This is a genomic window from Segatella albensis DSM 11370 = JCM 12258 (genome assembly GCF_000426565.1).
GTDB classification, from domain to species: Bacteria; Bacteroidota; Bacteroidia; order Bacteroidales; family Bacteroidaceae; genus Prevotella; species Prevotella albensis.
On sequence record NZ_AUFP01000014.1, the window covers coordinates 1 to 22763 of the forward strand.

Consider the following 22763-nt stretch of genomic DNA (forward strand, 5'->3'; position numbering starts at 1 on the left):
CAGATTGAGTACCTGCAAGGATGTAAACTTGCAATTCGCACGCTTCTCTACACCAATCTGGCTAGAGCGTATGTTTATATGTTCCATCACTCTCATTATGCTGTTAATTGCACGATTATTTTCATTTTCAGAGAAGAAACTTCTCAAATCTGATAGAATAGTTGTATCTTTGCTCACGGCTTCTAAGTTTGAATTTTATTGTTTGGTCACTATAAAATTACTCATTTTCAATGAGTTAAACAAACTTTGAAGCCTTTTTTATTCCAAATTTACGTTAATATATGCATGTGATTTCTTACATGCGAAAGTTCAATTGATTAATTTAGTAATCAATAGAAAACTGCAAATTGACAAATCTTTTCTTTCTGTAGGTACTGTGATGTTAAGTATATTTGTTTTTATGCTATTTATGAGAGTCAATATGAAACCTTTTGGTGGCTTGTATAGAGGTGTTGTTGAGTTGAGTCGTATGTCGTTTGGAATTTATCTTTCTCATATGTTTGTTCTGTATTCTATAACAAAACATGTTTTTGAATATATGGGGAGTGGAATCATAGTTCAGATTCTTGTTATGGCATTGACATTTATTGGAGCGTATATTTTAACGAAATGTATCTCTTTTTTACCATGGAAGAAATATATTATAGGATAAAAAAGCCCTGTAATTAACTTATTTGTTTAGCGTTGTAATCATTATAAAAATGTAACAAGCGATTTTCCTTTTATCATTAAAAATAATTACTCTAAAATTTCACTAATTAGAATTTAATTCCTAATTTTGCGACTGGTTATCAAGTCTTGGATTTGCTTTCTGTTGTTTGCATCATAATAAGATTTTAAACGACAGTCGCTCGTCAATGGTTATTTGTATTATACTTTTTGATTGAGCGTCTAGTTATGCTAAGATAAACATGGTAATTTTTAGGATAAGATACTCTGTTTGATAAGGAATATTCTAATCAGTTTTGTTAGTCAATGGCGAATTTAATATAATAAAAGATGAAGATAGGTTTTTATATGGACAGTGCCAAATATGATGGCCGGGATTGCATGGATATTACGTCAGGAAATCCAGGGCTAGGGGGCTTAGAATATGAGCTCCTCATGGTTTCATATTTGTTAGAACAACGGGACAATGGCTAAAAACATAAAAAAAATAACGTTTCAACTTTTCGTGTTGAGATTCTTACGTATGCTCATCAGTGTCGTGTCGATTACGTATACGGCAAAGTTCTTCGGCGTGAGTGTAGAGAAAGATATGTGGGTGCTGGCATCTACTTTTATTTCGACACTTATAAGTATGTTTTGGGGACCGTTGGATGAAATATTTAGAACAAAGTTCATCTATATAAAAGAAGAAGAAGGAGAGACTATAGCCATAGATAAGGCTGCATCATTAGTAGGTTTTATCTTTTCAGTTACATTGGTTATGGGTGTCATCATTGGATTTCTTCATGAACCAATAGCCAACCTGATAACCTCAAATATGACTAGTGGTTCTGCATCGATACTGGGTAAACTTTTGATTTGTTTAATACCAAGTCTACTGATAACTGAACTGACTAATATATCGATTTCTGTGCTTAATGCGTATGAGGTTTATTACCTTCCGGAAATAGTTGCTTTTCTTTCCGGTATACTCAATATCATAGCTGTCATATTTTTTGCTCCCTTGATAGGTATCTATGCTTTGCTGATAGCTCAGTATTTCGGGATTGTATTCCTTTTGGTCCTTATTATCCACTTTTTGCATTTGAAAAATATTCCTCTATGGGATAGAATATTTCAGTACAACATACATGATGCATGGTCATTTGTGGTGTTTTCTCTTCCACTGTTCTTCCCTTATTTTGTTGGACAACTCAATACATTTGTACAGAAATATTTAGCTGGTGTTCTTGGAAGCGGTATAATCTCATCTGTAGATTATGCAAGTCAATTTATGACTATACTACAATCGGTACTGACAAGTGTGTTGACTACGGTGATGCTACCGATTTTAAGTAAAGACTACATCACACACGACATGAATGATTTTGGACATACGTTGAAAGAGAATTTTAAGATGTGCATGATTATCTATGCTATGGCTGCCATATTTATGATTGGTGCCACCACACCTCTATGTACTTTCTTTTTCCATCGTGGTAAGGTCAGTTACGAGGCTCTGCAATTGATAATCAATCTTACAAGATGCTTTGGATTTGCCTTTATAGGTGTATTCATGTACTTGATGGCAGGTACATCGCTTATGGCGAATAATAAAAGAAAAATCTATGCCAGCATAGGGGTTGCTAACCAATTAGTAGTATTGGCTTTCAATATAGTTTTTGTTCGCATATTGGGAGTTTATATTTTCCCTTTATCACTTGGACTCGTTCATTTGGTATCGGGCCTCATAATGTTTTATAAATTGGATATAGAGAATAAAAAGGGAATCTTTGTATTCTATCTAAAAGGTATTGTTGTGGTTATAGGAATATCGTCGATATATGCCATAGCTAACTCTGCTAGTGTAGTTGAGCATTCGTTTATAGCACTGATTATTAATCTAGGAACACTTGCTATAAGTGTTCCGTTAATGGCATGGTTGATAGGATTCAACGTGAGGAATATGATTCTTAAAGTATACCAAAATACAATAGCTAAAATAGGCTGATGTCTTAGATAATAAATTCGTATAATAATATGACAAATTTTACTTTATATTTCCCCGAATTCACAGAGGAACATTATGGTAAGGACCCTTTCTTAGTTCCTTTTTATCTTGGTAAAGAATTAAAATGTGATAGTATCAACATCCTTTATGATAGACGTGAACACACTTTACCCAAAGAGAAAGATGGGGTACACTTGATAGATATACCAAATGGTCACACGAAATCAAGTAAATGGTACCTATCTTATAAAGTTATGTACGCTTATCTTTGGCATCATGCTAAAGAGATTGATTATTTTATGCTCTTCTTTGATTGTCCGGAAACAAGAATTTTGGGATTGGTTTACAAATTGTTTAATCCCAAAGGAAAATGCTATATTAAGATGGATGCTAATCCTTATGATCTTCCAGACTACAATTTCCATCATTGTTGGATAAAGAGATGGCTGTTTGGATGTTTTGATAAATGGTCTAAAAAGAAAATAGATGTAATTTCCTGTGAAACGCAACTTGCATTTCAGAAACTTAATAAGAGTAAGACGTCTTGGAATCAGTGGGGTAAAAAACTGGTTTACATGCCAAATGGTTTCGATGATGCTCTCTGTAGTCATTTTGCTATTAAGGAAAAGAATATAGTTGAAAAAGAAAAACTTATGATTACGGTAGGGCGATTAGGAACCCCCGAAAAAAACACTGAGATGCTTCTTAAGGCATTGGCTAAGACGGACTTAAAGGACTGGAAAGTAATTCTTATAGGTACTATACAGGAAGATTTCAAAGATACCATTAATAAATTCTATAGCGAGAATCCGAATAAGAAAAGTCAAGTTACATTTGTTGGACCTATCTACGATAAAAAAGAATTGTGGGAATGGTATAATCGTTCAAAGGTTTTTCTCTTGTCTAGTAGATATGAAGGTTTTGCATTGGTGTTTGTAGAAAGTCAACGATTTAATAATTTCATTATTAGTACATCTGTTGGCGCAGCAAATGATGTAATTCAAAAAGGAAAGTATGGTCGATTAGTACCTATAGGAGATGCTGATGCCATGAGCCGAGAGATACAAAATGTGGTGGATGGTAAGACAAATATAGATGTTTATAAGCATTTTGATGTGTCTGTTTTGTCTTGGGAGTATAGAGTGAAAACAGTAGCTAATAAATTGATTAACCTGTAAATTGAGTATGCAAAAAGAAATAATTTTAATGCTGCTATAATATTATTGTGTTGTTGTAACACAAATACCTAGGGAATAATATACAATGTAAGTATAAATGGAAAATAAAACTTCATTGAAAAGTTGATAGATACGGAGTGTAAATTTTCAGTTTAAGTAATATTATATAAGAAAGAGGGATGCACTTTATTGCGTCCCTTTTTTATTTGATGATTTATATGTTTTTGCTCGGTATCCTTTATCTCGTACTATCGTTTGGTATTAGCAAAATTTCTTTATTATATTTTCGAGTTTAGAGAATCATCTCTCTCTTGTCGTATTTTTCATAGCAGCAAATAGATCTATCAATAAAAAAAGTCCTGTAAGTAAAAACTTACAGGACTTTGCGGAGAGAGAGGGATTCGAACCCCCGGTACCTCTCGGTACGACGGTTTTCAAGACCGTTGTAATCGACCACTCTACCATCTCTCCAATATTGTGGCCTTGCTTTGTTTCTTAAAAGCGAGTGCAAAGGTAGGGTTTTATTTTGAAACTACCAAATTTTTATCTAACTTTTTTCGAAAAAAGTTTTAGAAAGAGTTGCTTACCTTATATTATTATGAGACATTGGCCTTATTCTTGTTCTTTAGTTCTTCCTCTTTCTTCCTTTCCATTTCTTCGATAACCCATGGATCTAGTTCTTTTTGCTCGTGCTTTCCCCAATAGGCGCAACTGTGGATGATTTCTACCACCCATACTACGATGCCGAAGATAAACCAGGCAATGCAGAATTGCCAGAAGAATCCGAGGTTGTTCCACCATGTAAAGATTATATTTGTTACCATATTATTGCTTGTATTGATATTAAATCGTGGGCAAAGGTAAAAAAATCATTCGGCTTATGTGAAAAAAGTCTCTTTTTTTTTGTTTTTTAATCAAAGATTTTTATATTTGCCATTGTAAACCTTATTATATAGTACTAGTTACTATTCATTCGCTTAATATCAGATAACATATGACACAAGAGAAAATCTCTGAAGTAGAGAAATTCGAACAATTCGAAAAGGAAGAACGAACATCTTTTAACTTTCAAGTAGTCTTTGCCATGATCATCCTTAATTGGCAATGGTTTCTTCTGTCTATCGTCATCAGTGTTAGTGCAGCTATGCTTTATCTGCGCTATACGAAACCTGTGTTTCAGATGTCGGCAAAGATGTTGATCAAGGATGAACAGACTCCGCGAAATAGTCGTAATCAGATGCTTTCTAATATGCAGGATTTGGGTATTATGACCAATTCTGCGGGTATTGATAATGAGGTAGAGGTCCTTCAATCTTCTATTTTGGCTCGTGAGGTCGTAAAGAAGATGAAACTTTATGTTTACTACACTGCTATTGGCCGTGTCGGATCTTATTTAATGTATCGTGATCAACCGATCAATGTAGACATTGACCCTGCACACCTCGATAAACTTGATGAGGATTTGATAGAGAGTGTCTATAGTGCTACGATAACCTTTAGAAAGAGTGGCCCTCGTTATTTCATCGAAGGTACTACTTATAAAGGTGGTATGGCGATAGGGCGGTTTGAGCGTACTCTTACCTCTTTCCCTTGTTCGATACGTACGAAGATTGGTACACTTACCTTTACGAATAATCTTAATCGTATCGGTGGACGTCCGCTCAGCAGTTATGATGCCATAACTTGGCAGGCTACAATTGTACCGCCTGTCCTTATCGCTAAGAAATATCTGGGAGCGATGTCGGTCCAGCCTACGAGTAAGCGTACTTCTATTGCGCAGATTACTCTCAAGGATCAGATTCCTAATCGTGGTGTTGATTTCTTAAGACAGTTGGCTCGTTGTTATAATGAGCAGGCCAACGAGGATAAGAATGAAATTGCTCATAAGACAGAGGAATTTATCAACGACCGTTTGGCTAAGATTGATAAGGAATTGGGTTCTACAGAAGGTAAACTCGAAGGATATAAAAAGCGTAATAATGTGACCCAGTTGCAACTCGATGCTACAAATTCGCTACAGCAGAGTGCTCAGTTCTCTGATAAGTTGCAAGAGGCTACTTCTCAGGTGCAGTTGATCAATTATATCCGTGAGTATGTGAATAAACCGTCTCATGCTTATGACTTGATCCTTCGAATATCGGAATACAAGATCAGTCGTCTACAGCTTTGATTGCTGAATTTAATAAGGGCGTGCTCGATCGTAACCGCTTATTGAAGAGTGCTAGCGAACAGGCTCCGCAGGTACTGACACTTACCAGTACGCTCGATGAACTTCGTAGTTCTATCCGTACAGCTTTGATGCAGGCTCTTCGTTCTGCTGATATTAGGCGTCAAAGTTTAGCTAATCAGTATCAACTTTATCAGAGCAAGGTGAACAATTCGCCTGAACAGGAACGTGTGCTCACGCAGATAGGTCGTCAACAGGAGGTTAAATCTGGTCTTTATCTGATGTTGTTGCAGAAACGTGAAGAAAACTCTATCTCTCTTGCAGCTACAGCTGATAAGGGTAAGTTGATTGATGACCCTCAGGTAGACGGAAAGGTATCACCAAAGTCGGCAATCATTCTGTTCTTCTCGATGATTTTGGGTGTAGGTCTTCCTTTTGGAATACTTTATCTAATTCAGTTCCTAAAATATCGTATCGAGGGTCATGATGATGTAGCGCGTCTTACCAATCTTCCTATCGTTGCTGATGTTGCGGTGGCTAGTGAGAGCGCTAAAACGGCAGCGGGAATTGTGGTGCATGCCAACCGTAATGATTCTATCGATGAGATATTCCGTTCGCTGCGTACGAATGTGCAGTTTATGATGAAACCAGGGGATAAGGTGATACTTTTCACCTCTTCAACGTCAGGTGAGGGCAAAACCTTTAATGCTGCCAACCTGGCTGTCAGTTTTGCTTTGTTGGGCAAGAAGGTGATACTCTGTGGCTTTGATATCCGTAAGCCGGCATTGGGTCGTCTTTTTGGACGTTCCGACCGTCATCAAGGTGTATCTACATTGTTGGTAAAGAATGAAGTTACCGAGGCTGATGTTCTTGGACAAATTGATAAATCAAACGAAAACGAGAATCTTGATTTACTTTTGGCGGGACCTACACCTCCGAACCCTGCTGAGCTTTTGGCACGTGAGAATCTCAAGGACATCATTGATGTGCTTAAGAAGAATTACGATTATGTCATCCTTGACACCGCTCCGGTAGGATTGGTTACTGATACACTTCAGGTTGCTAAATATGCCAATGTTTGTTGTTATGTGGTACGTGCCGATTATACTCCGAAGAGTAATATGGGGCTTCTCAACAGCCTGGTAGAGGATAAGAAGATCAACAATGCTTGCATTATCCTGAACGGTGTGGATATGTCGAAGAAGAAATATGGCTATTATTATGGCTATGGCAAATATGGCAAGTATGGACGCTATGGCTATGGTTACGGTTATGGTTATGGCAAATATGGTCGTTATGGTTATGGTGGTTACGGAACTTATGGAACTTATGGAAATTATTCCGACAGTCACTATGGTAATGCCAACGATAATTCAATAAAAAGATAAATTATGATTATAGCAGTCGATTTTGACGGGACAATCGTGGAACACAAATATCCTGCGATAGGTGAAGAGATTCCTTTTGCTACGGATACTCTAAAAATGCTCATACGGGAACATCATAAGTTGATACTCTGGTCGGTACGTGAGGGCAAACTTCTTGATGAGGCTGTAGAGTGGTGTCGTCAGCGGGGGGTGGAGTTCTATGCTGTGAATCGTGATTATCCTGAGGAAACCATAAACAACAATCAGCATTTCAGTCGTAAGTTGAAGGCTGATGTATTCATAGACGATCGTAATCTTGGTGGACTTCCCGATTGGGGGACTATCTATCGTATGATTACCCACCACAAGACATGGAATCATCTCATCACCGAGGCTTCTTATGGGGGAAGTAATCATCATCGTCCTAAAAAGAAGCATTGGTGGCAATTCTAATGATAACAAAGAATTATAAATAAAAACAGATATGAAGAAATTATCTTTATCCATATTAACCCTTTTGGTAATGGCCTTATCTGTCATCACTATGACAGGTTGTGGCAGTAGTAAGAATGTAGCCTATTTCCAGAATAGCGATAGTATGCTTGTGGCGAGTAGCAGGGCTCTCTATGATGCCAAGATTATGCCTAAGGATGTACTTACGATTACTGTAAGTACAGTGAATTCTGCGGCTGCAGAACCTTTTAATCTTATTGTGGCTACGCCAATGAATGCCAACTTGCGTACTACTGCCACTCAACCAACTTTGCAGAGTTATATTGTTGATAATGAGGGATGTGTGAACTTTCCTATTATCGGTCGTCTGCATTTAGGTGGAATGACAAAGAACGAGGCTGAAAAGTATATTGCTGGACAGATTGCTCCTTATATGGCACAGAGTGAGCATCCTATCGTTACCGTTCGCTCTATTAACTATAAGATATCTGTATTGGGTGAGGTTGCTCGTCCAGGTATGTTTACCGTTGCCAATGAGAAGATCAATGTGCTCGAGGCGTTGGCTCAGGCTGGTGACTTGACGATCTATGGTGTTCGTGATAATGTGAAACTGGTTCGTGAGAATGCTGATGGTAAGATTGAGTTTCATCGATTGAACTTGAATGATGCTAATCTGGTGAATTCTCCATATTATTATCTGCAGCAGAACGATGTCATCTATGTAGAGCCTAATAAGGTGAAGGCGCAAAATTCTACTGTCGGTACCACCACTTCTTTGTGGTTCTCTGCTACGTCAATTTTGGTGTCTATAGCATCTTTATTGGTGAATATCCTTCGATAAGTGTATGATTTTGTAAGAGAAATCTAATTAACTATATAAAGAGAAAATGGAGAGTAATAAGCATCACCACCATCACCATCATCATAGAGATGGTGCGTCTGAGTTCAAATATAGGAGTTTGAACTCTATGGAACTCCGTAAAAAAATCAGTAAAGTGCTCAAAATCATTATGACTGTGATAGCCGTTCTTATGGTATGTGCAGTAATCTATGCTTATTTATTTGGTTAGATTCGGGGTATAGAAACGTTGTGGCGTGTACTGCTACGTAGTACGGACATTCCTTATAGGAGTGTCCGTTTACTTTTTTCGATTTTTGATGGCTGAGATATTCCTGATGAGTCCTTCGTATTTTGCTCGTTTTACGGCGCTACCTTTGAAGAGCTTTCGGTATTTCTCTACGGATAGTTGTTCCCAGTCTTCCCGTGTCATGTCGAGTAGTTCCGGTTTGGGTTGCAATTCCGGTATATGGTTAGGTTGCGCAAAGCGGTTCCAAGGACAACTCTGCTGACATCGGTCGCATCCATATATGCAGTCGCCCATCTGTTTGGCTATGGCTTCCGGTATGTCACCACGATTTTCTATGGTCTGATAACTTATACATCTGTTGGCGTCAAAGGTGGTGTAGGGACCGTGTTGCTGTAAGGCATGGGTGGGGCAGTGGTCTATGCAGGCATGACAGGTTCCACAGTGGTTTCGCATGGGTTTGTCATATTCCAATTCAACGTCAAGGAACAATTCGCCTAAGAAGAACATACTTCCTGCCTTGGGGATGATGAGTTGATGATTACGTCCTGTCCATCCCAGTCCTGCTTTCTCTGCCCAGTATCGTTCGAGTACAGGTCCGGAGTCCACGAATATCCTACAATGGTTGGCATTAGGGTTATTGCTGTGCAGTTCATCTTCGAATCCGAATTTGGAGGCCAAGAGACGTAATTTTTCCTTCATGACATCGTGATAATCCTGTCCTAATGCGTAGGCGGCAAACTGATATCCTTCTTCAGGCATAGGGTGGGCCGGTGTGTAGTTCATGGCTACCGATACGATGCTTTTGACTCCATCCATGAGAAGTCGGGGATCTAAGCGCTTATCCGTGTAGTTGTTCATATAGCTCATTCCCGCATTGCCTCCTTTATCGAGCCAATGCTTCAGCGCCTCTGCTACCTTCTCGTCTACCGGTGCAGCCTGGGCAATACCACAAGCAAAAAAGCCGAGGTTGATGGCCTCGGCTTTGATGTTATTCGAAAGTTTTGAATTCATATCCTTGCTCTTTAAGCCATTTTAAAGCTTCCGGTAGGGCATACTTTAGTTTATCGATACTTTTCAGCGAATCGTGAAAGGTTATGATGCTGCCGTTTCGGGTGTATTTCTTTACGTTGTTTACGACGTCGTCGGCAGTAAGCCATTTGGAATAATCGCGGGTGATAACGTCCCACATGATGATGCGGTATTTGCGATTTATCCACCAATATACGGTACGCCTCATAAGTCCATGAGGGGGACGGAAGAGATGGGCATGTATCAACTGGTTAGCCTCTTGGGTGTTGGCAGCATATGTGATGGCCATGTGCTTATACGATCCTAAGTGGTTGAAAGTGTGGTTACCCACCTGATGTCCTTCCTCTACGATCTTATTATATAGATCATGGTAGCGAGCTACATTCTCGCCAACCATGAAGAAAGTTGCCTTAGCTCCGAATTCTCGAAGGGTCTTCAGAATGAATGGGGTTGACTCCGGTATAGGACCATCGTCAAATGTCAAGTATACGGAATGATCGTTCTTGTCCATTCTCCATGTAGCGGCTGGATACAACCAGCGTAGGAATCTGCCTGACTTCTCTATGAACATTCTGAATCCTCCTTCTATTTATTGGCCTTGCAGTGTTTGACCTCCGCGACTTTGATAGAGTCGATATGAGGCATTCATCTGTTTGGTAATGGCATTGGCATAATTCTTGTCTACCATGCCTGCAATCTCTGCAGCATGATTCAATACCATGAACTGGCGTAAACAGTCGCTCTGACTCTGCATGAATCGGTCGTTGCTCAATGATAGATACCAGTTGGCGTATTGGGCTGAATTCAATACCACTCTCTGGAGAATCTTCTTGGCTTTGCTCTTCTGACCAAGCATAGCATAAGCCTGTGCCATATCCAAACCACCGCTATCGAAGTTGTAAGGTACGTTGTACTCCGGTATCTCTTTCTCTGATTTCTCGAGTACCTTCAGTGCCTTGGCATCTTTGTTCTCTGCAATCAAATGTAGGGCAAGTCCGGCAAGCAAGCGGCGGTGTGTGTAGCACATACGCATGGTTGTCTCGTCGATATAAAGACCACGTTGTTTGAGGTTACCATATTTGAAACGTGTCATCACGTTATGGTAGGTCTTTTCGGTATCGTAGTTCTTCATTCCTGCGATAGGATTGCCTTGGTGAGTTGTCGTGAATGGTGTGATACGGTTGACCAGACCTTCTTGAACGAAGTTGTCGCCTAAGTTCATATAGTTGTCATCACCGACAGTGATGGCTACATACAGTGGACGGGTCCAGTTGCATTGTGCTAGCATCTCAAGCATCATCAGATCGCCTTTGTATAGTGCGTTCTTACCCTTGAGAGAAATCACCATTCTGCTAGGAATAGAATCTCCTGCCATCATCATGCCACTCTTCTTGACGGCCTCTTTATCGATGTCGAGATACAGTGTATCTGTAGGGATAAAGTGCATATTACTGTCTTTAGAGCGAACCCAGTATTTCATGATGTTCTTCAGCTCGAATGGTTCGTCACCGAATTGTGCTTTTGCTTCTGCCGGATTCTGTTTGTAGAAGTCCAGAATCTGTTGCTTGGCATCAGGGTTCACCTCTACATATTCGTTTGTTCCTGAGCAGTAGTCAAGTCGTGGCCATGTGATAGGAACTGAAGGTGAATCATATGCTGGGCGTTTCATCTGGTCGATATACCAGTCGGTCTGCAGATAACTCAGGTTGCAGACACGGAAGTTGGTGCCGACTCCTTCTACCTCTTGATTGTACCAGAGTGGGAAGGTATCATTATCTCCGTTTGTGAAGATGATTGGGTTACCCTTCTCCTGAAGTGACATCAGATAGTTCTGTCCGAAGTCTCTACATGTATATCGATTACTTCTGTCGTGGTCATCCCAAGTTTGACTTACCATCTGTATCGGTACAAGCAATGCGAGGATTGCTACGATAGCGGAGATAGCGGTACTCTCGATCTTGCAATGCTTCTTCAGTAGGTCGATGATAGCTGCAACGCCCATACCACACCAGATTGCAAAGGCATAGAACGAACCTGCATAGGCATAGTCTCGTTCACGTGGTTGCATAGGGGTCTGGTTCAGATAGATTACGATAGCCAGACCTGTCATGAAGAACAGGAAGAATACAACCCAAAATTGGCGTATACCTCTTTGTCCGCGATAGGCTTGCCAGAATAGACCGATCAAACCTAAGAGTAGCGGTAAACAGTAGAATACATTGTGTCCCTTGTTCTCTTTCAGTTCATCCGGCAGTTTGCTTTGGTCACCCAGACGGGCATTATCCAAGAAACTGATACCAGTAATCCAGTTACCGTGCTCTAGTTCGCCATTGCCTTGCAGATCATTCTGTCGACCGGCAAAGTTCCACATGAAATATCTCCAATACATGAAGTTGCACTGGTAAGAGAGGAAGAATCTGATGTTCTCCAATGCTGAAGGCATCTTGACCATGATATTCTCACCACATCTGTCGTAAGGTTCTTCACTGCCATCAACGCCTCCCATCCAGTCTTCGTATGCTTGCTGATGGGCTGCATCATACATACGAGGGAATAACATATTCTGGGCATATACATATTTGTTCTTATGGCTTACTACGAAGTAAGAGTCTTTCTCGTTCTTGGAAGCCTTTTCTTTGCGCTGATAGATTGGTGCACCTTCTACGGTCACTGGTTTGCACATATTGCCATCCTGTTCGAGTTTTACCTGTGAGGTGTAAGCCTGTCCATACAATAAAGGACGGTCACCATATTGGTCGCGACTCAGATAGCTACCCAGGGTAAAGATGTCCTCCGGAGAGTTCTCATCCATAGGTGGGTTCGCTGTACTTCGGATAACGATGAGTGCATAACTAGAATATCCGATCATCAGCATCAACATGCACAATAAGGTTGTGTTCTTGATGCGAGCACTTACTAAAGGTACGAGGCTCTTCTCTCTCTTGACTTTGCGGTTCAGTACAAACCACAGAGCGATGAGAACGACAACTCCGATGAAGAATGCGCTCCATCCATAACCGTAGAAAGGTATACCGAGCATACCTACTGCGAGTAGGAAGGCGATGTTCTCTCGTTTCAGGTTTTTATCTTGGTAGGTCTCGTAGATGGCCCATATTACCGTTGCAATCAGGAGGATGATGTATATGATTTCACCCGTGTTGAATGGGCATCCGAGGGTGTTCACGAAGAACAATTCAAACCATCCGCCTACTGTGATGATGCCAGGGACGACACCATAGAGGACGGCAGCAACGACAATAAAGGAAATTGTCAATGCGATGAGTGAACCTTTCAGGTTGGCATCCTTGAACTTCTTGTAGTAGAATACCAATACGATGGCTGGGATGCAAAGCAGGTTGAGCAGGTGTACACCGATGCTGAGACCTGTCATATAGAAGATCAGTACCAGCCAGCGGTCGCTGTGTGGTTCGTCTGCATGGTCTTCCCATTTCAGAATCAACCAGAATACTACTGCTGTGAAGGCTGAAGAGAAGGCATATACCTCACCTTCTACGGCAGAGAACCAAAAGGTGTCGCTCCAGCAATAGATGAGTGCACCCACCATACCTGATGCTTCGATGGCTATCAGTTTGCCGATGGTCATCTCACTCCAGTCACGCAGAATCAACTTCCTTGTGAGATGTGTGATCGTCCAGAAGAGGAACAAGATACATGTTGCACTAAGAAGCGCACTCATCGTGTTTACCATCTTGGCCACTTCTGTGGTATTGCTGGCAAATTGTGTGAAGATGTTTCCGAGCAACATGAAGAAAGGTGCCCCAGGAGGGTGACCGATCTCTTGTTTGAATGCGGTTACAATAAATTCAGGACAGTCCCAGAAACTGGCTGTCGGTTCAATTGTGGAACAGTATGTGTACGCTGCGATGACGAAAGCCACCCAGCCCAAAATATTGTCCACTAATCTGTACTGTTTCATTTATAATAAATATTTATTGTGATTTCAAAATACCGTGCAAATATACTTATTTCTTTTGAGATTTTTATCCAAACCGCCTATGAATTGTAGCTTCGCTACTTTAAATTAGAATGTTTTAATACATTTTTAAGAAATGTTCTTCTAACTTATCTTTGGGTAGATCGGCTGTTTCGTGATAATGCAGTTTGTGATTTACGCAGGCTATGTGTTTTACATTTTGTAATATTTCGGTGATGTCATGACTTACGATGACGATAGCACATTGCTTGTTGATATTTGCGAGCATTTCATACATCTGTTCCTGGAAATGTCGGTCTATATAGGTGTTCGGCTCATCCAGTATGATGACGTCGGGACGTGATACGATGGCTCTTGCCAACAGTACTCTCTGCAACTGTCCTCCGCTAAGGGATCCGATAGGTGTCTTCTCAAATCTTTCCAGTTCCATATATCTCAGGCACTCTTTCACCTGTGCGTGCTGTTCCTTGGTATAGGGGCGTAGGATTTTTTTTTGTTTGGAGAGTCCCGATAAGACAACCTCATATACTGTGATAGGGAATTTCCTGTCTATGGCATTATATTGTGGGAGATATCCCATCGTAATCTCGTCAACCTTTTCGCCATTTCTGAAGTATTCTACCATTCCACTTTTAGGACTCTTGAGTCCGAGCAGAATCTTCATCAATGTGGTCTTGCCACCTCCGTTGGGGCCTATGACACCTAAGTAGTCATGGTCGTATATTGTGAGATTGGCATCACTTACGACAATGTTGTTGTCGTAAGAAGCCGTGATGTTCGTCAATTTGATAATTGGTTCCATATCATTTTCTGTTCTTTATGGTTAGACTCTTTGCGATCTTCAGCATTTCGTCAGACCAATTATAGTTCAATGGATTTATCTCGGTCGTCCCCGTATTGGTCGCCTCTTGTATGGTGATGGTTTTGCGCGGACTGAATTGTTTCTGTACGAAGATGGTTCTTATATCACTCTTGTTAGCTCTGTCGATGAGAGCTTGCGTTTGACTGGCACTTGGTTCCTTGCCTTCCTCCTCGAGTGGTATCTGCTCAAAATTGTAGTCTCTTGAAAAATAGGTAAGGGTAGGGTGATAGATGAGAAAAGCTATGTGACCAGAAGGTTGTTTTTTCAGCATCGCTCTGATCTCTGTATCCACCTGATTGATTTTCTTGATCAGTCTCAGATAGTTGTTCTTGTAGAAACTACTATCCTTGGGAGACTTTCTGACCATGGTGAGATATATCTGAGTAGCAATCTTTCTGGCCGATGAACAACTCATCCAAGTATGTGGGTCTTCTATTCCGTTTATATCTTTTATGGGGGTGATACCTTTAGAGGTGTCAACGATGACCAATCCGGGAGCGTTTTGTTTTAATTTTCGCATCCAAGTCTGTTCAAAACCAATCTTTCCGACCTTCATATAGTATTCGGCATGACTTAGTTCAACGATTTGTCTTGGTGTTGGCTCGTAGGTTTCCGGGCTCATTCCCGAAGGTACCATCGTCATCACCTGATATCTGTCGCCGACGATTTGTTCTGTAAAATATCGCATTGGTTCTATGGTCACGGCAATGACTGGACGATTACTTTGCTCAATGTTGCATGAACATATTGATAAGATGCTGGCGACCAAGATGATGTACCTTAATACCTTGCCCAGTGTTATACTTGTGATACTGATTGTGAGGTTAGCCCGCATCAGTCCTAAAGCTATTGTTATCGCAGAGCCGATAATGGGCAGAAAGGCAAAGAATCCGGCCCAGGCACCTTTTCCTTTCATGAATTTCTGAGCCTTGTCCAGATCTTTTTTCTTGACGTGCAGATATTTTTCTATCCATTCCATTTTTCCCAAGCGTCCCAGGAAATAATTGAATAGGGATCCTGCTACATTTCCGATGGAGCCATACACAACCAACTGCCATGGATTCAGGTTGGCGGCAATGAGTCCTGCCATAACAGCCTCACTGCTGAAAGGAAAGAAACTTCCGGCAAGAAAGGCAGCGACAAGCATTCCCCAATAGCCCCAGTCTGTTAAAAATGGAATAAGTGTGTCCATAGGTTTGAAGTCATATTAAAAATGGTAATCAGTAGGGTGATTATCATGATGAATATGAAGACGATGTTATTGACTTTTCCACGGGTAAGGGCTATGTAGTGGGCGATGATAGGGGAAGTGCTTACCGTGAAAATCGTAATCAGTTCATCATAGTGATTTGGGAAAATCAATATGAGTAGGAAAACAGCGATGTCCATGGTTATGAACGACTCATAGAACATGCGCACCTTGATGCTGTCTTTATAACTTGTTGTCAGGAAATGGATGATACCTATCAGTGCCAGGAGGGTGAGCCAGATAAAAGATATTCTTCTTGGAATATCGATGATGGTCCAGTCAAAGAGATGCTCACCAGAAATTAATCCCATAAGATGGTTGATAATCCATCTGTATTTTCCTATATATATGTAGTATCCTTCCAGGAACCAATAAGGCATAAAGATACCTAAGAGAGAACTCCAGAAGTTGCGCCAACTCCATGCCATGATCTTCGTAGTGAGGAGTATCCAGATGATAGGCAGCAGGTAGAGTATCTGTATAGAGAAGAAAGAGAGTATTCCTAGATAGATAAAAGCGTAGAATATCGGAGTAGAACCATCTTTGTGCTGATAGGTCTTAAAGAACATCAGGAAGAATCCTGCGAAGCATAGTCCCGTAGCAGCGGCACTGTTGTTTCCGAACAGAAAGTTTTCCATGACGGAGAATGCTAGGAAAGAGCATGAAACCATCCTGCTGTATATTCTTATCAGTGCATTCTGATTGTTCACTTCCACCATGAAGTAAGAAGTGACAATCATCAACAGGAACGAAAACCACCACTCGTGTGTGAGGAGTCCACAGGCGAGCCAGATGAAAACACTGTAGAGAGCCGCTGTAGGAAAGGCAAAGCGGCTCTCTGAAATCTTATTTTGTATTCTCTTTCTTGTCATGAATTACAAATCCTTTCCGATATCAGAACGGAAATATTTATCTTGGAATTTGATCTTCTGAGCTTCTTTGAAACTCTTCTGAAGAGCATCCTCCTTATTTTCTCCGTAACTGCTTACTGCAATTACGCGACCACCATTGGTAACGATTTCTCCATCTTTGACAGCGGTACCTGAGTGGAAAACCACAGAGCCCTCTACGTCGTCGATTCCTGTGATAGGGTAGCCTTTCTTGTAAGCCTCAGGATAGCCACCGCTTACCAGCATGACGCAGACTGCAGAACGCTTGTCAAACTCGATATCTCTCTTGTCCAGATCACCTTGTGCTACACCTTCGAAGAGGTCTACGATATCACTCTTTAGTCTGAGCATGACACTCTCCGTCTCAGGGTCACCCATTCTACAGTTATACTCGATGACCATAGGTTCGCCTTCTACGTTGATGAGGCCAAAGAAGATGAAGCCCTTATAGTCGATATTTTCCTCAGCGAGTCCTTCTATGGTAGGTTTGATGATACGTTCGTCAACCTTTTGCATCCATTCTTTCGTTGCAAAAGGTACAGGTGTGACACTACCCATACCACCGGTGTTGAGACCCGTGTCGTGTTCACCGATACGTTTGTAGTCTTTGGCTTCTGGAAGAATCTTATAATTCTTTCCATCTGTGAGGACGAATACAGAGCATTCGATGCCACTGAGGAACTCCTCGATGACAACCTTGGCCGAAGCGTTTCCGAACATACCGCCAAGCATCTCCTTGAATTCTTTCTTGGCTTCTTCCAGAGTAGGGACGATAAGTACGCCCTTACCGGCAGCGAGTCCGTCGGCTTTCAGTACATACGGTGCCTTTAGGGTCTCAAGGAATTTCAAACCTTCCTCTATGGTATTACCATCGAAAGTTTCGTAGGCAGCTGTCGGAATGTTGTGTCTCTTCATGAAGGCCTTGGCAAAATCCTTAGAACCTTCGAGCACAGCACCTTGTTTTGAAGGACCAATGACAGGTACATGACTTGTACGAGGATCAGTTTTAAAAGCGTCATAAACACCATTTACCAAAGGATCTTCCGGTCCTACTACTACCATATCAATCTTTTGATCGACAGTAAAATCCTTCAGCTTGTCGAATTCGTTCACGCCGATGGCTACATTCTCACCAACGTTACTGGTACCAGCATTACCCGGAGCAATAAAGAGTTTCTCTACTTTCTTGCTCTGTGCAATTTTCCAAGCTAAGGCGTGTTCACGGCCGCCTCCTCCTAACAATAGAATCTTCATCTTATTTTTATTTGGTTTTTAGTTTTTTGTATTCGCTGGGAGATAATCAAAGAAATATTGACTGATTCTCTCATGCAAGTGAGTACTTTGGTGACCTCGCATATTATGAGGTTCGCCCGGATATACGAAGAAGTCTGGTTGTGTTCCAGCTTCGATGCAAGCTTTCAGGAAACTGAATGCATGCTGTGGTACTACCACCGGGTCGTTGAGACCGATGATAATCTGGAGTTTACCTTTCAGGTTCTTTGCTTTAGGGAGCAGACTGCATTTGGCATAGCCCTCAGGATTTGTCTGTGGGGTATCCATATATCTTTCACCATACATCACTTCGTACCATTTCCAGTCAATGACAGGACCACCGGCAACACCGACTTTGAAAACATCAAGATAGGTCGTCATCAGATTTGTTGTCATGAATCCGCCGAAACTCCATCCATGTACACCGAGTCTGTCTGCATCTACGTATGGAAGACTCTTCAGGAATTTCACACCTTCCATCTGGTCTTTCATCTCTTCTTCTCCGAGGTGACGGAAGGTGGCTTGTTCAAAGTCCTTGCCTCTGTTCTCGCTACCTCTGTTGTCAAGGATAAAGAGCAGATAGCCTTTCTCTGCCATATAGGTTTCCCAACTACGTGAACAGTAGTGCCAACGTGCATCTACATTATGTGCATGAGGACCACCATATACATATATAATAGTAGGGTATTTCTTTTTGGCATCGAAATTCACAGGTTTCACCATGCGATAGTATAGGTCGGTGACACCGTCTGCCGCTTTGATCGTACCACACTCGTAGGTAGGAACGGTATATCCCTTCCAAGGATTCTCAGCCTTGAAATATGTTGTGCGTTTGGCATTCTCGGTATTGATGATCTCAATGTTTCGAGGAATTGTTGGTGTCTGATAGTTATCAAATACATACATACCACTGGCGCTTAGTGTCGCTGAATGCCATCCTTTTCCGTTGTCAAGGCGTGTGCGCTTGCTGTTATCCACGTTTACGGTCCATATATTTTGTTGGATAGGACTACATTCGTTGGATGTATATACGATGTTGTGGTTCTTCTTGTCGAAACCGATGACTTCCATGATGACCCATTTGCCTGATGTGATCTGCTTCAACTGTTTTCCGTTTTTGTCAAACAAGTACAGATGGTTGAATCCGTCTTTCTGGCTCTGCATAATAAATTTGGAATGATCCCATGGCAAGAACTGGATAGGGTGTAGCGGTTCTACATATTTGGCATCGGTTTCGCGATACAGTTCTGTGATCTTATTACCATTTTCGGCATTGTAACTTACCAATCGACAGTCGTTCTGGTCACGGTTCAACTCAAACATATAAATTGTCTTCCCGTCAGGACTCCATGCAATATTCGTGAAGTATCGGTCTATTGGGTCACCGGCCTTCAGATAGATGATTTTTCCACTCTTGATGTTATATACACCCACTGTTACCTGATGAGAAGTCTCGCCGGCCATAGGATATTTTATAGGTTCCGGAGTAGCGATGCGGCTCTGTCCGGCCTTAGGCTTCCAGTCAAGTTCTGGAATCGTCACCAGAGGATAGTCGCTCACCATACTTTGGTCCATGCGGTAGAATGCAAGGAGTGAATGGTCAGGGTTCCAGAAGATACCACCGGAGATACCGAATTCATCGCGGTGTACACTCTGACCATATACGATATTTCTGCTACCGTCTGTTGTGAGTTGGTGCTCCACACCCTTGCTGTCTTTTACAAACAACTGGTCATCACGTACGAAGGCCGATGGAGTAGTATCCTCCACAACAGTACCCTTCTTCCAGTTGATGAGTTGGTTACCAATCTTTACGATGCATTTTCCTGCAAACGGAAAAGCAGTATTATAAAGGGAATGAATCTTCTTCACCCCCTTTATAGCATTAAGTTTGTCAATATCAAAAAGAAGAGACTCCTTGCCGGTAGATTTGTTTACCAGATAGCAATTTTCCGCATCCTGGCGTACAAGTTCATCACCCCACCAAGTAGTCCAGCGGTTCTTAGCTATCATATTATGATAGTTCTTACCACCGAAGTTTAAGTCTTCAAGAGTTAGTTCTTTCAGTCCCTGCGCAGAAGCCATCATAGGAATCATCAGTAGAATCAGAGAAAATAGTTTATTCATCTTCATTGAATCTATTACGTCTCTTATCAAAGCCACCGCGCTTGTTCCCTTTGTCGAAGCGCTTTCCGCCTTTTTTGTTATAACTCTTTTCCTCTTTCTTGTCACCATCGTTTCGGTTTCTTCTGCCACGTTTCCCGCCGAAGAAGTCATCGTTCTTGCCGAAATTAGGTTTGTGGAAGGTGAAGCTACGAATGTCTCCATCCTCGTTTTCTTCCTCTGCCTCAAGACGTTTCTTGAACTCACGGTTCTTCTTGAAACGATGCTTCTGTGCCATCTCGCGCTTTTCAGCATCAGTTTTCACGATACCGCCCTCTGCACGGAATTCCTTCATCTTACCATCAAAGATAGAATATTTTCGGAACTCACATTCCAGACTACCGTTATATACAGGAATCTTGATAGAAGGTTTCAGACCGATTTGCTCGAAGCATTCCTCACGGTAGCTCAATATCCAAGCCTCGTTGCCCATGAAGGCATGTTTCAGTCTTTCACCGATCATCTTGTATGTACCCAACAGGTTTGGTGTAGAGATACGCTCACCATATGGAGGATTCGTGATCATGATACTCTTCTCCTCAGGCTTCTTGAAATCCTTGAAGTCGGCTTGTGATACTGTGATGTCTTTGCTGAAGCCAGCGGCACGAACGTTAAGACTTGCGGTGTTCACAGCCTTCATGTCAATATCATAACCATAGATGTGGTGTGTGAACTCACGTTCCTCAGAGTCATCATTGTAGATCTTGTCGAAGAGCTCCTGATCAAAGTCAGGCCACTTCTCAAAGGCAAATTCCTTGCGGAAGATACCAGGACTCATGTTGCGTGCGATGAGGGCAGCTTCTATTAGGAGTGTACCTGAACCACACATAGGATCGATGAAGTCGGTGTCACCCTTCCAACCCGTCATCAGAATCATACCGGCTGCAAGGACCTCGTTGAGCGGTGCTTCCACACTTTCCTGTCGATAGCCACGACGGTGAAGACTCTCACCACTTGAGTCGAGACTCAGGGTCGCATCATCCTCAGCCACATGGATGTTCAGTCGAATATCTGGGTTGGAAACAGAGATGTTAGGGCGAGTACCCGTATTCTCGCGGAACTGATCGACGATAGCGTCTTTAACCTTATAGGTTACGAAGCGCGAGTTGCGGAATTCTTCAGAATAGACTACAGAGTCTACAGAGAAAGTCTTTCCCTTTTCAATATATTTACTCCAATCTATTTTCTTTACCTCATTGTACATATCTTCAGCAGACTTCGCTTTGAAATGAGCGATAGGCTTCAAGATACGGATTGCAGTGTGCAACTGAAAATTGGCACGATACATCATCTCTTTGTTACCCGTGAAAGAAACCATTCTACGGCCAATTTGTACATTGTTAGCACCCAGTTGGGTGAGCTCCTGAGCCAAAACGGGTTCTAATCCCATAAAGGTCTTGGCAATGAGTTCAAATTCCTGTTCCATTGTTGAATTCTAAATCTAATTTATCTATTTTTTCTCTTTTATACTTTTTCGTCTTAGGCTTCATATCCTTGGTCACCCAGACGTTTGCTCCGACGATACATCCTTCTCCGATTTTAATCCTTCCCAAGATGGTCGCATTGGAATAGATAATCACGTTGTCCTCAATGATAGGATGACGTGCAATGCCCTTGATAGGGTTTCCTTTATCATCTAATGGAAAACTCTTTGCTCCCAAGGTTACACCTTGGTAGAGCTTGACATTATTTCCGATGATACACGTAGCTCCGATGACGACACCTGTTCCGTGGTCGATGGTGAAATATTCACCGATTTGCGCACCAGGATGAATGTCGATACCGGTTTCAGAGTGTGCGATTTCTGTGATGAGTCGCGGGATGAGTGGTACGTTGAGTTTATACAACTCGTGAGCGATACGATAGCTGCTCAAAGCCTTGATGACAGGATAGCAACTTACGATTTCCGCCTTACTGCTTGCTGCCGGGTCACCATTGTATGCTGCACAGATGTCGGTGCCGAGTACCCTTCTAATCTCAGGGAAAGTCTCTATCACCTTCATGGATATTTCTTCAGCCTTACAACGTTCACATTCCAACTCTTCTGCAGTTTGTTCTTCAGCGGTATCCGCAAAGCACAATCCTGCAAGCACCTGCTCAGCAAGCATTCTTTGTAGGCGCTCTGCTCTTACACCGAGATGAAACTCGAGAGTTTGGGTCGTGAATGAATTTCTTCCGAAATAACCGGGAAAAAGAATTGAACGAGACAAATCGATAATTTCTTCAAGCGTCTTGCCTGAAGGCATTGGATTGCCGTCTCTGTACTGGTGAAACAGTCCTTGTAGAGATTTCTCGGAGGAAAGCTCTTTTACTGTTTCGTTCAGTCTATGAGCTAAATTAATTTTACTCATTTATCTGTGTATCAATAATTCTGTTGCAAAGATAATATTTTTTTTGATATTATCCGCTATATCCGTGTGCTTTTCTTATG

General features: G+C 41.6%; 17 protein-coding genes, 1 tRNA gene and 1 pseudogene. 7 read left to right on the top strand and 12 right to left on the bottom strand.

Annotated features, from left to right (window positions below; genetic code table 11):
• The first annotated feature begins 379 nt into the window (after nucleotides 1-379).
• The 3 genes from K333_RS13680 to K333_RS13485 all read left to right on the top strand — a co-directional run bounded on the left by K333_RS13680 (nucleotide 380) and on the right by K333_RS13485 (nucleotide 3837).
• On the top strand, nucleotides 380-652 hold the full coding sequence (locus K333_RS13680) for a hypothetical protein (RefSeq protein ID WP_036889130.1): 273 nt from the start codon (nucleotides 380-382) through the stop codon (nucleotides 650-652).
• 522 nt (nucleotides 653-1174) lie between these two features.
• Nucleotides 1175-2659, top strand: coding sequence for a lipid II flippase MurJ (locus tag K333_RS0108250; RefSeq protein WP_161624560.1), 1485 nt, complete (start codon nucleotides 1175-1177; stop codon nucleotides 2657-2659).
• A 29-nt stretch (nucleotides 2660-2688) separates the two neighbouring features.
• The gene (locus K333_RS13485; protein ID WP_024990391.1) at nucleotides 2689-3837 is read left to right on the top strand and encodes a glycosyltransferase family 4 protein; all 1149 of its coding nucleotides are present in this window, start codon (nucleotides 2689-2691) and stop codon (nucleotides 3835-3837) included.
• A 386-nt stretch (nucleotides 3838-4223) separates the two neighbouring features.
• On the opposite strand, the gene K333_RS0108260 is transcribed toward K333_RS13485, so the two are convergent.
• Together K333_RS0108260 and K333_RS0108265 are read right to left on the bottom strand one after the other, a co-directional pair.
• A tRNA-Ser gene (locus K333_RS0108260) sits at nucleotides 4224-4308 on the bottom strand.
• Between the two features lie 125 nt (nucleotides 4309-4433).
• Entirely contained in the window at nucleotides 4434-4661 is a 228-nt protein-coding gene (locus K333_RS0108265) for a hypothetical protein (protein ID WP_024990392.1), read from the bottom strand.
• A 170-nt stretch (nucleotides 4662-4831) separates the two neighbouring features.
• Here K333_RS0108265 and K333_RS13360 point away from each other — a divergent pair.
• The 4 genes and pseudogenes from K333_RS13360 (at nucleotide 4832) to K333_RS0108285 (ending at nucleotide 8894) form a co-directional block, all read left to right on the top strand.
• Nucleotides 4832-7392: pseudogene (locus K333_RS13360) on the top strand (GumC family protein).
• A gap of 3 nt (nucleotides 7393-7395) precedes the next feature.
• Nucleotides 7396-7824, top strand: coding sequence for a BT0820 family HAD-type phosphatase (locus K333_RS0108275; protein ID WP_024990393.1), 429 nt, complete (start codon nucleotides 7396-7398; stop codon nucleotides 7822-7824).
• 31 nt (nucleotides 7825-7855) lie between these two features.
• Nucleotides 7856-8665: a polysaccharide biosynthesis/export family protein gene (locus K333_RS0108280; protein WP_024990394.1), complete on the top strand. Its 810-nt coding sequence runs from the start codon at nucleotides 7856-7858 to the stop codon at nucleotides 8663-8665.
• A gap of 46 nt (nucleotides 8666-8711) precedes the next feature.
• Nucleotides 8712-8894 (top strand): hypothetical protein, encoded by a 183-nt coding sequence (locus tag K333_RS0108285; RefSeq protein ID WP_024990395.1) that lies wholly within the window; start codon nucleotides 8712-8714, stop codon nucleotides 8892-8894.
• Nucleotides 8895-8963: 69 nt separating this feature from the next.
• Here K333_RS0108285 and queG read toward each other — a convergent pair whose 3' ends face one another.
• From queG to epsC, 10 genes are all read right to left on the bottom strand, one after another.
• Nucleotides 8964-9923, bottom strand: a complete 960-nt coding sequence (queG, locus tag K333_RS12175; RefSeq protein ID WP_024990396.1) for a tRNA epoxyqueuosine(34) reductase QueG — start codon at nucleotides 9921-9923, stop codon at nucleotides 8964-8966.
• Nucleotides 9901-10512 carry a polysaccharide deacetylase family protein gene (locus K333_RS0108295; RefSeq protein ID WP_024990397.1) on the bottom strand — a complete coding sequence of 204 codons (612 nt, stop codon included), beginning with the start codon at nucleotides 10510-10512 and terminating at the stop codon, nucleotides 9901-9903. Before K333_RS0108295 ends, queG begins: the two co-directional genes overlap by 23 nt.
• An 18-nt stretch (nucleotides 10513-10530) precedes the next feature.
• Nucleotides 10531-13878: a protein O-mannosyl-transferase family gene (locus tag K333_RS0108300; protein ID WP_024990398.1), complete on the bottom strand. Its 3348-nt coding sequence runs from the start codon at nucleotides 13876-13878 to the stop codon at nucleotides 10531-10533.
• 115 nt (nucleotides 13879-13993) lie between these two features.
• A complete protein-coding gene (locus K333_RS0108305) occupies nucleotides 13994-14698 on the bottom strand; it encodes a metal ABC transporter ATP-binding protein (RefSeq protein ID WP_024990399.1) in 705 nt (234 codons plus the stop codon).
• A gap of 1 nt (nucleotide 14699) precedes the next feature.
• On the bottom strand, nucleotides 14700-15950 hold the full coding sequence (locus K333_RS0108310) for a metal ABC transporter solute-binding protein, Zn/Mn family (protein WP_024990400.1): 1251 nt from the start codon (nucleotides 15948-15950) through the stop codon (nucleotides 14700-14702).
• A complete protein-coding gene (locus tag K333_RS0108315) occupies nucleotides 15926-16879 on the bottom strand; it encodes a hypothetical protein (protein ID WP_024990401.1) in 954 nt (317 codons plus the stop codon). Before K333_RS0108315 ends, K333_RS0108310 begins: the two co-directional genes overlap by 25 nt.
• Nucleotides 16880-16882: 3 nt before the next feature.
• Nucleotides 16883-18151, bottom strand: a complete 1269-nt coding sequence (gene purD, locus K333_RS0108320; RefSeq protein WP_024990402.1) for a phosphoribosylamine--glycine ligase — start codon at nucleotides 18149-18151, stop codon at nucleotides 16883-16885.
• Nucleotides 18152-18169: 18 nt separating this feature from the next.
• Nucleotides 18170-20296 (bottom strand): S9 family peptidase, encoded by a 2127-nt coding sequence (locus tag K333_RS0108325; RefSeq protein WP_024990403.1) that lies wholly within the window; start codon nucleotides 20294-20296, stop codon nucleotides 18170-18172.
• A complete protein-coding gene (locus tag K333_RS0108330; protein ID WP_024990404.1) occupies nucleotides 20289-21758 on the bottom strand; it encodes a THUMP domain-containing class I SAM-dependent RNA methyltransferase in 1470 nt (489 codons plus the stop codon). Before K333_RS0108330 ends, K333_RS0108325 begins: the two co-directional genes overlap by 8 nt.
• Complete coding sequence (gene epsC / locus K333_RS0108335) at nucleotides 21742-22683, bottom strand: serine O-acetyltransferase EpsC (protein WP_024990405.1); 942 nt, start codon at nucleotides 22681-22683, stop codon at nucleotides 21742-21744. The genes K333_RS0108330 and epsC overlap by 17 nt, the downstream gene beginning before the upstream one ends.
• Nucleotides 22684-22763: the final 80 nt, after the last annotated feature.

Bases quoted from the DNA above. Each gene is read 5' to 3' on its own strand.
- K333_RS0108315 (WP_024990401.1), bottom strand. From the start codon at position 16,879: ATGACAAGAAAGAGAATACAAAATAAGATTTCAGAGAGCCGCTTTGCC.
- K333_RS0108265 (WP_024990392.1), bottom strand. From the start codon at position 4,661: ATGGTAACAAATATAATCTTTACATGGTGGAACAACCTCGGATTCTTC.
- K333_RS0108330 (WP_024990404.1), bottom strand. From the start codon at position 21,758: ATGGAACAGGAATTTGAACTCATTGCCAAGACCTTTATGGGATTAGAA.
- K333_RS13485 (WP_024990391.1), top strand. From the start codon at position 2,689: ATGACAAATTTTACTTTATATTTCCCCGAATTCACAGAGGAACATTAT.
- K333_RS0108325 (WP_024990403.1), bottom strand. From the start codon at position 20,296: ATGAATAAACTATTTTCTCTGATTCTACTGATGATTCCTATGATGGCT.
- queG (WP_024990396.1), bottom strand. From the start codon at position 9,923: ATGAATTCAAAACTTTCGAATAACATCAAAGCCGAGGCCATCAACCTC.
- K333_RS0108310 (WP_024990400.1), bottom strand. From the start codon at position 15,950: ATGGACACACTTATTCCATTTTTAACAGACTGGGGCTATTGGGGAATG.
- K333_RS0108295 (WP_024990397.1), bottom strand. From the start codon at position 10,512: ATGTTCATAGAGAAGTCAGGCAGATTCCTACGCTGGTTGTATCCAGCC.
- K333_RS0108275 (WP_024990393.1), top strand. From the start codon at position 7,396: ATGATTATAGCAGTCGATTTTGACGGGACAATCGTGGAACACAAATAT.
- K333_RS0108285 (WP_024990395.1), top strand. From the start codon at position 8,712: ATGGAGAGTAATAAGCATCACCACCATCACCATCATCATAGAGATGGT.
- K333_RS0108305 (WP_024990399.1), bottom strand. From the start codon at position 14,698: ATGGAACCAATTATCAAATTGACGAACATCACGGCTTCTTACGACAAC.
- purD (WP_024990402.1), bottom strand. From the start codon at position 18,151: ATGAAGATTCTATTGTTAGGAGGAGGCGGCCGTGAACACGCCTTAGCT.
- K333_RS0108280 (WP_024990394.1), top strand. From the start codon at position 7,856: ATGAAGAAATTATCTTTATCCATATTAACCCTTTTGGTAATGGCCTTA.
- K333_RS13680 (WP_036889130.1), top strand. From the start codon at position 380: ATGTTAAGTATATTTGTTTTTATGCTATTTATGAGAGTCAATATGAAA.
- K333_RS0108300 (WP_024990398.1), bottom strand. From the start codon at position 13,878: ATGAAACAGTACAGATTAGTGGACAATATTTTGGGCTGGGTGGCTTTC.
- epsC (WP_024990405.1), bottom strand. From the start codon at position 22,683: ATGAGTAAAATTAATTTAGCTCATAGACTGAACGAAACAGTAAAAGAG.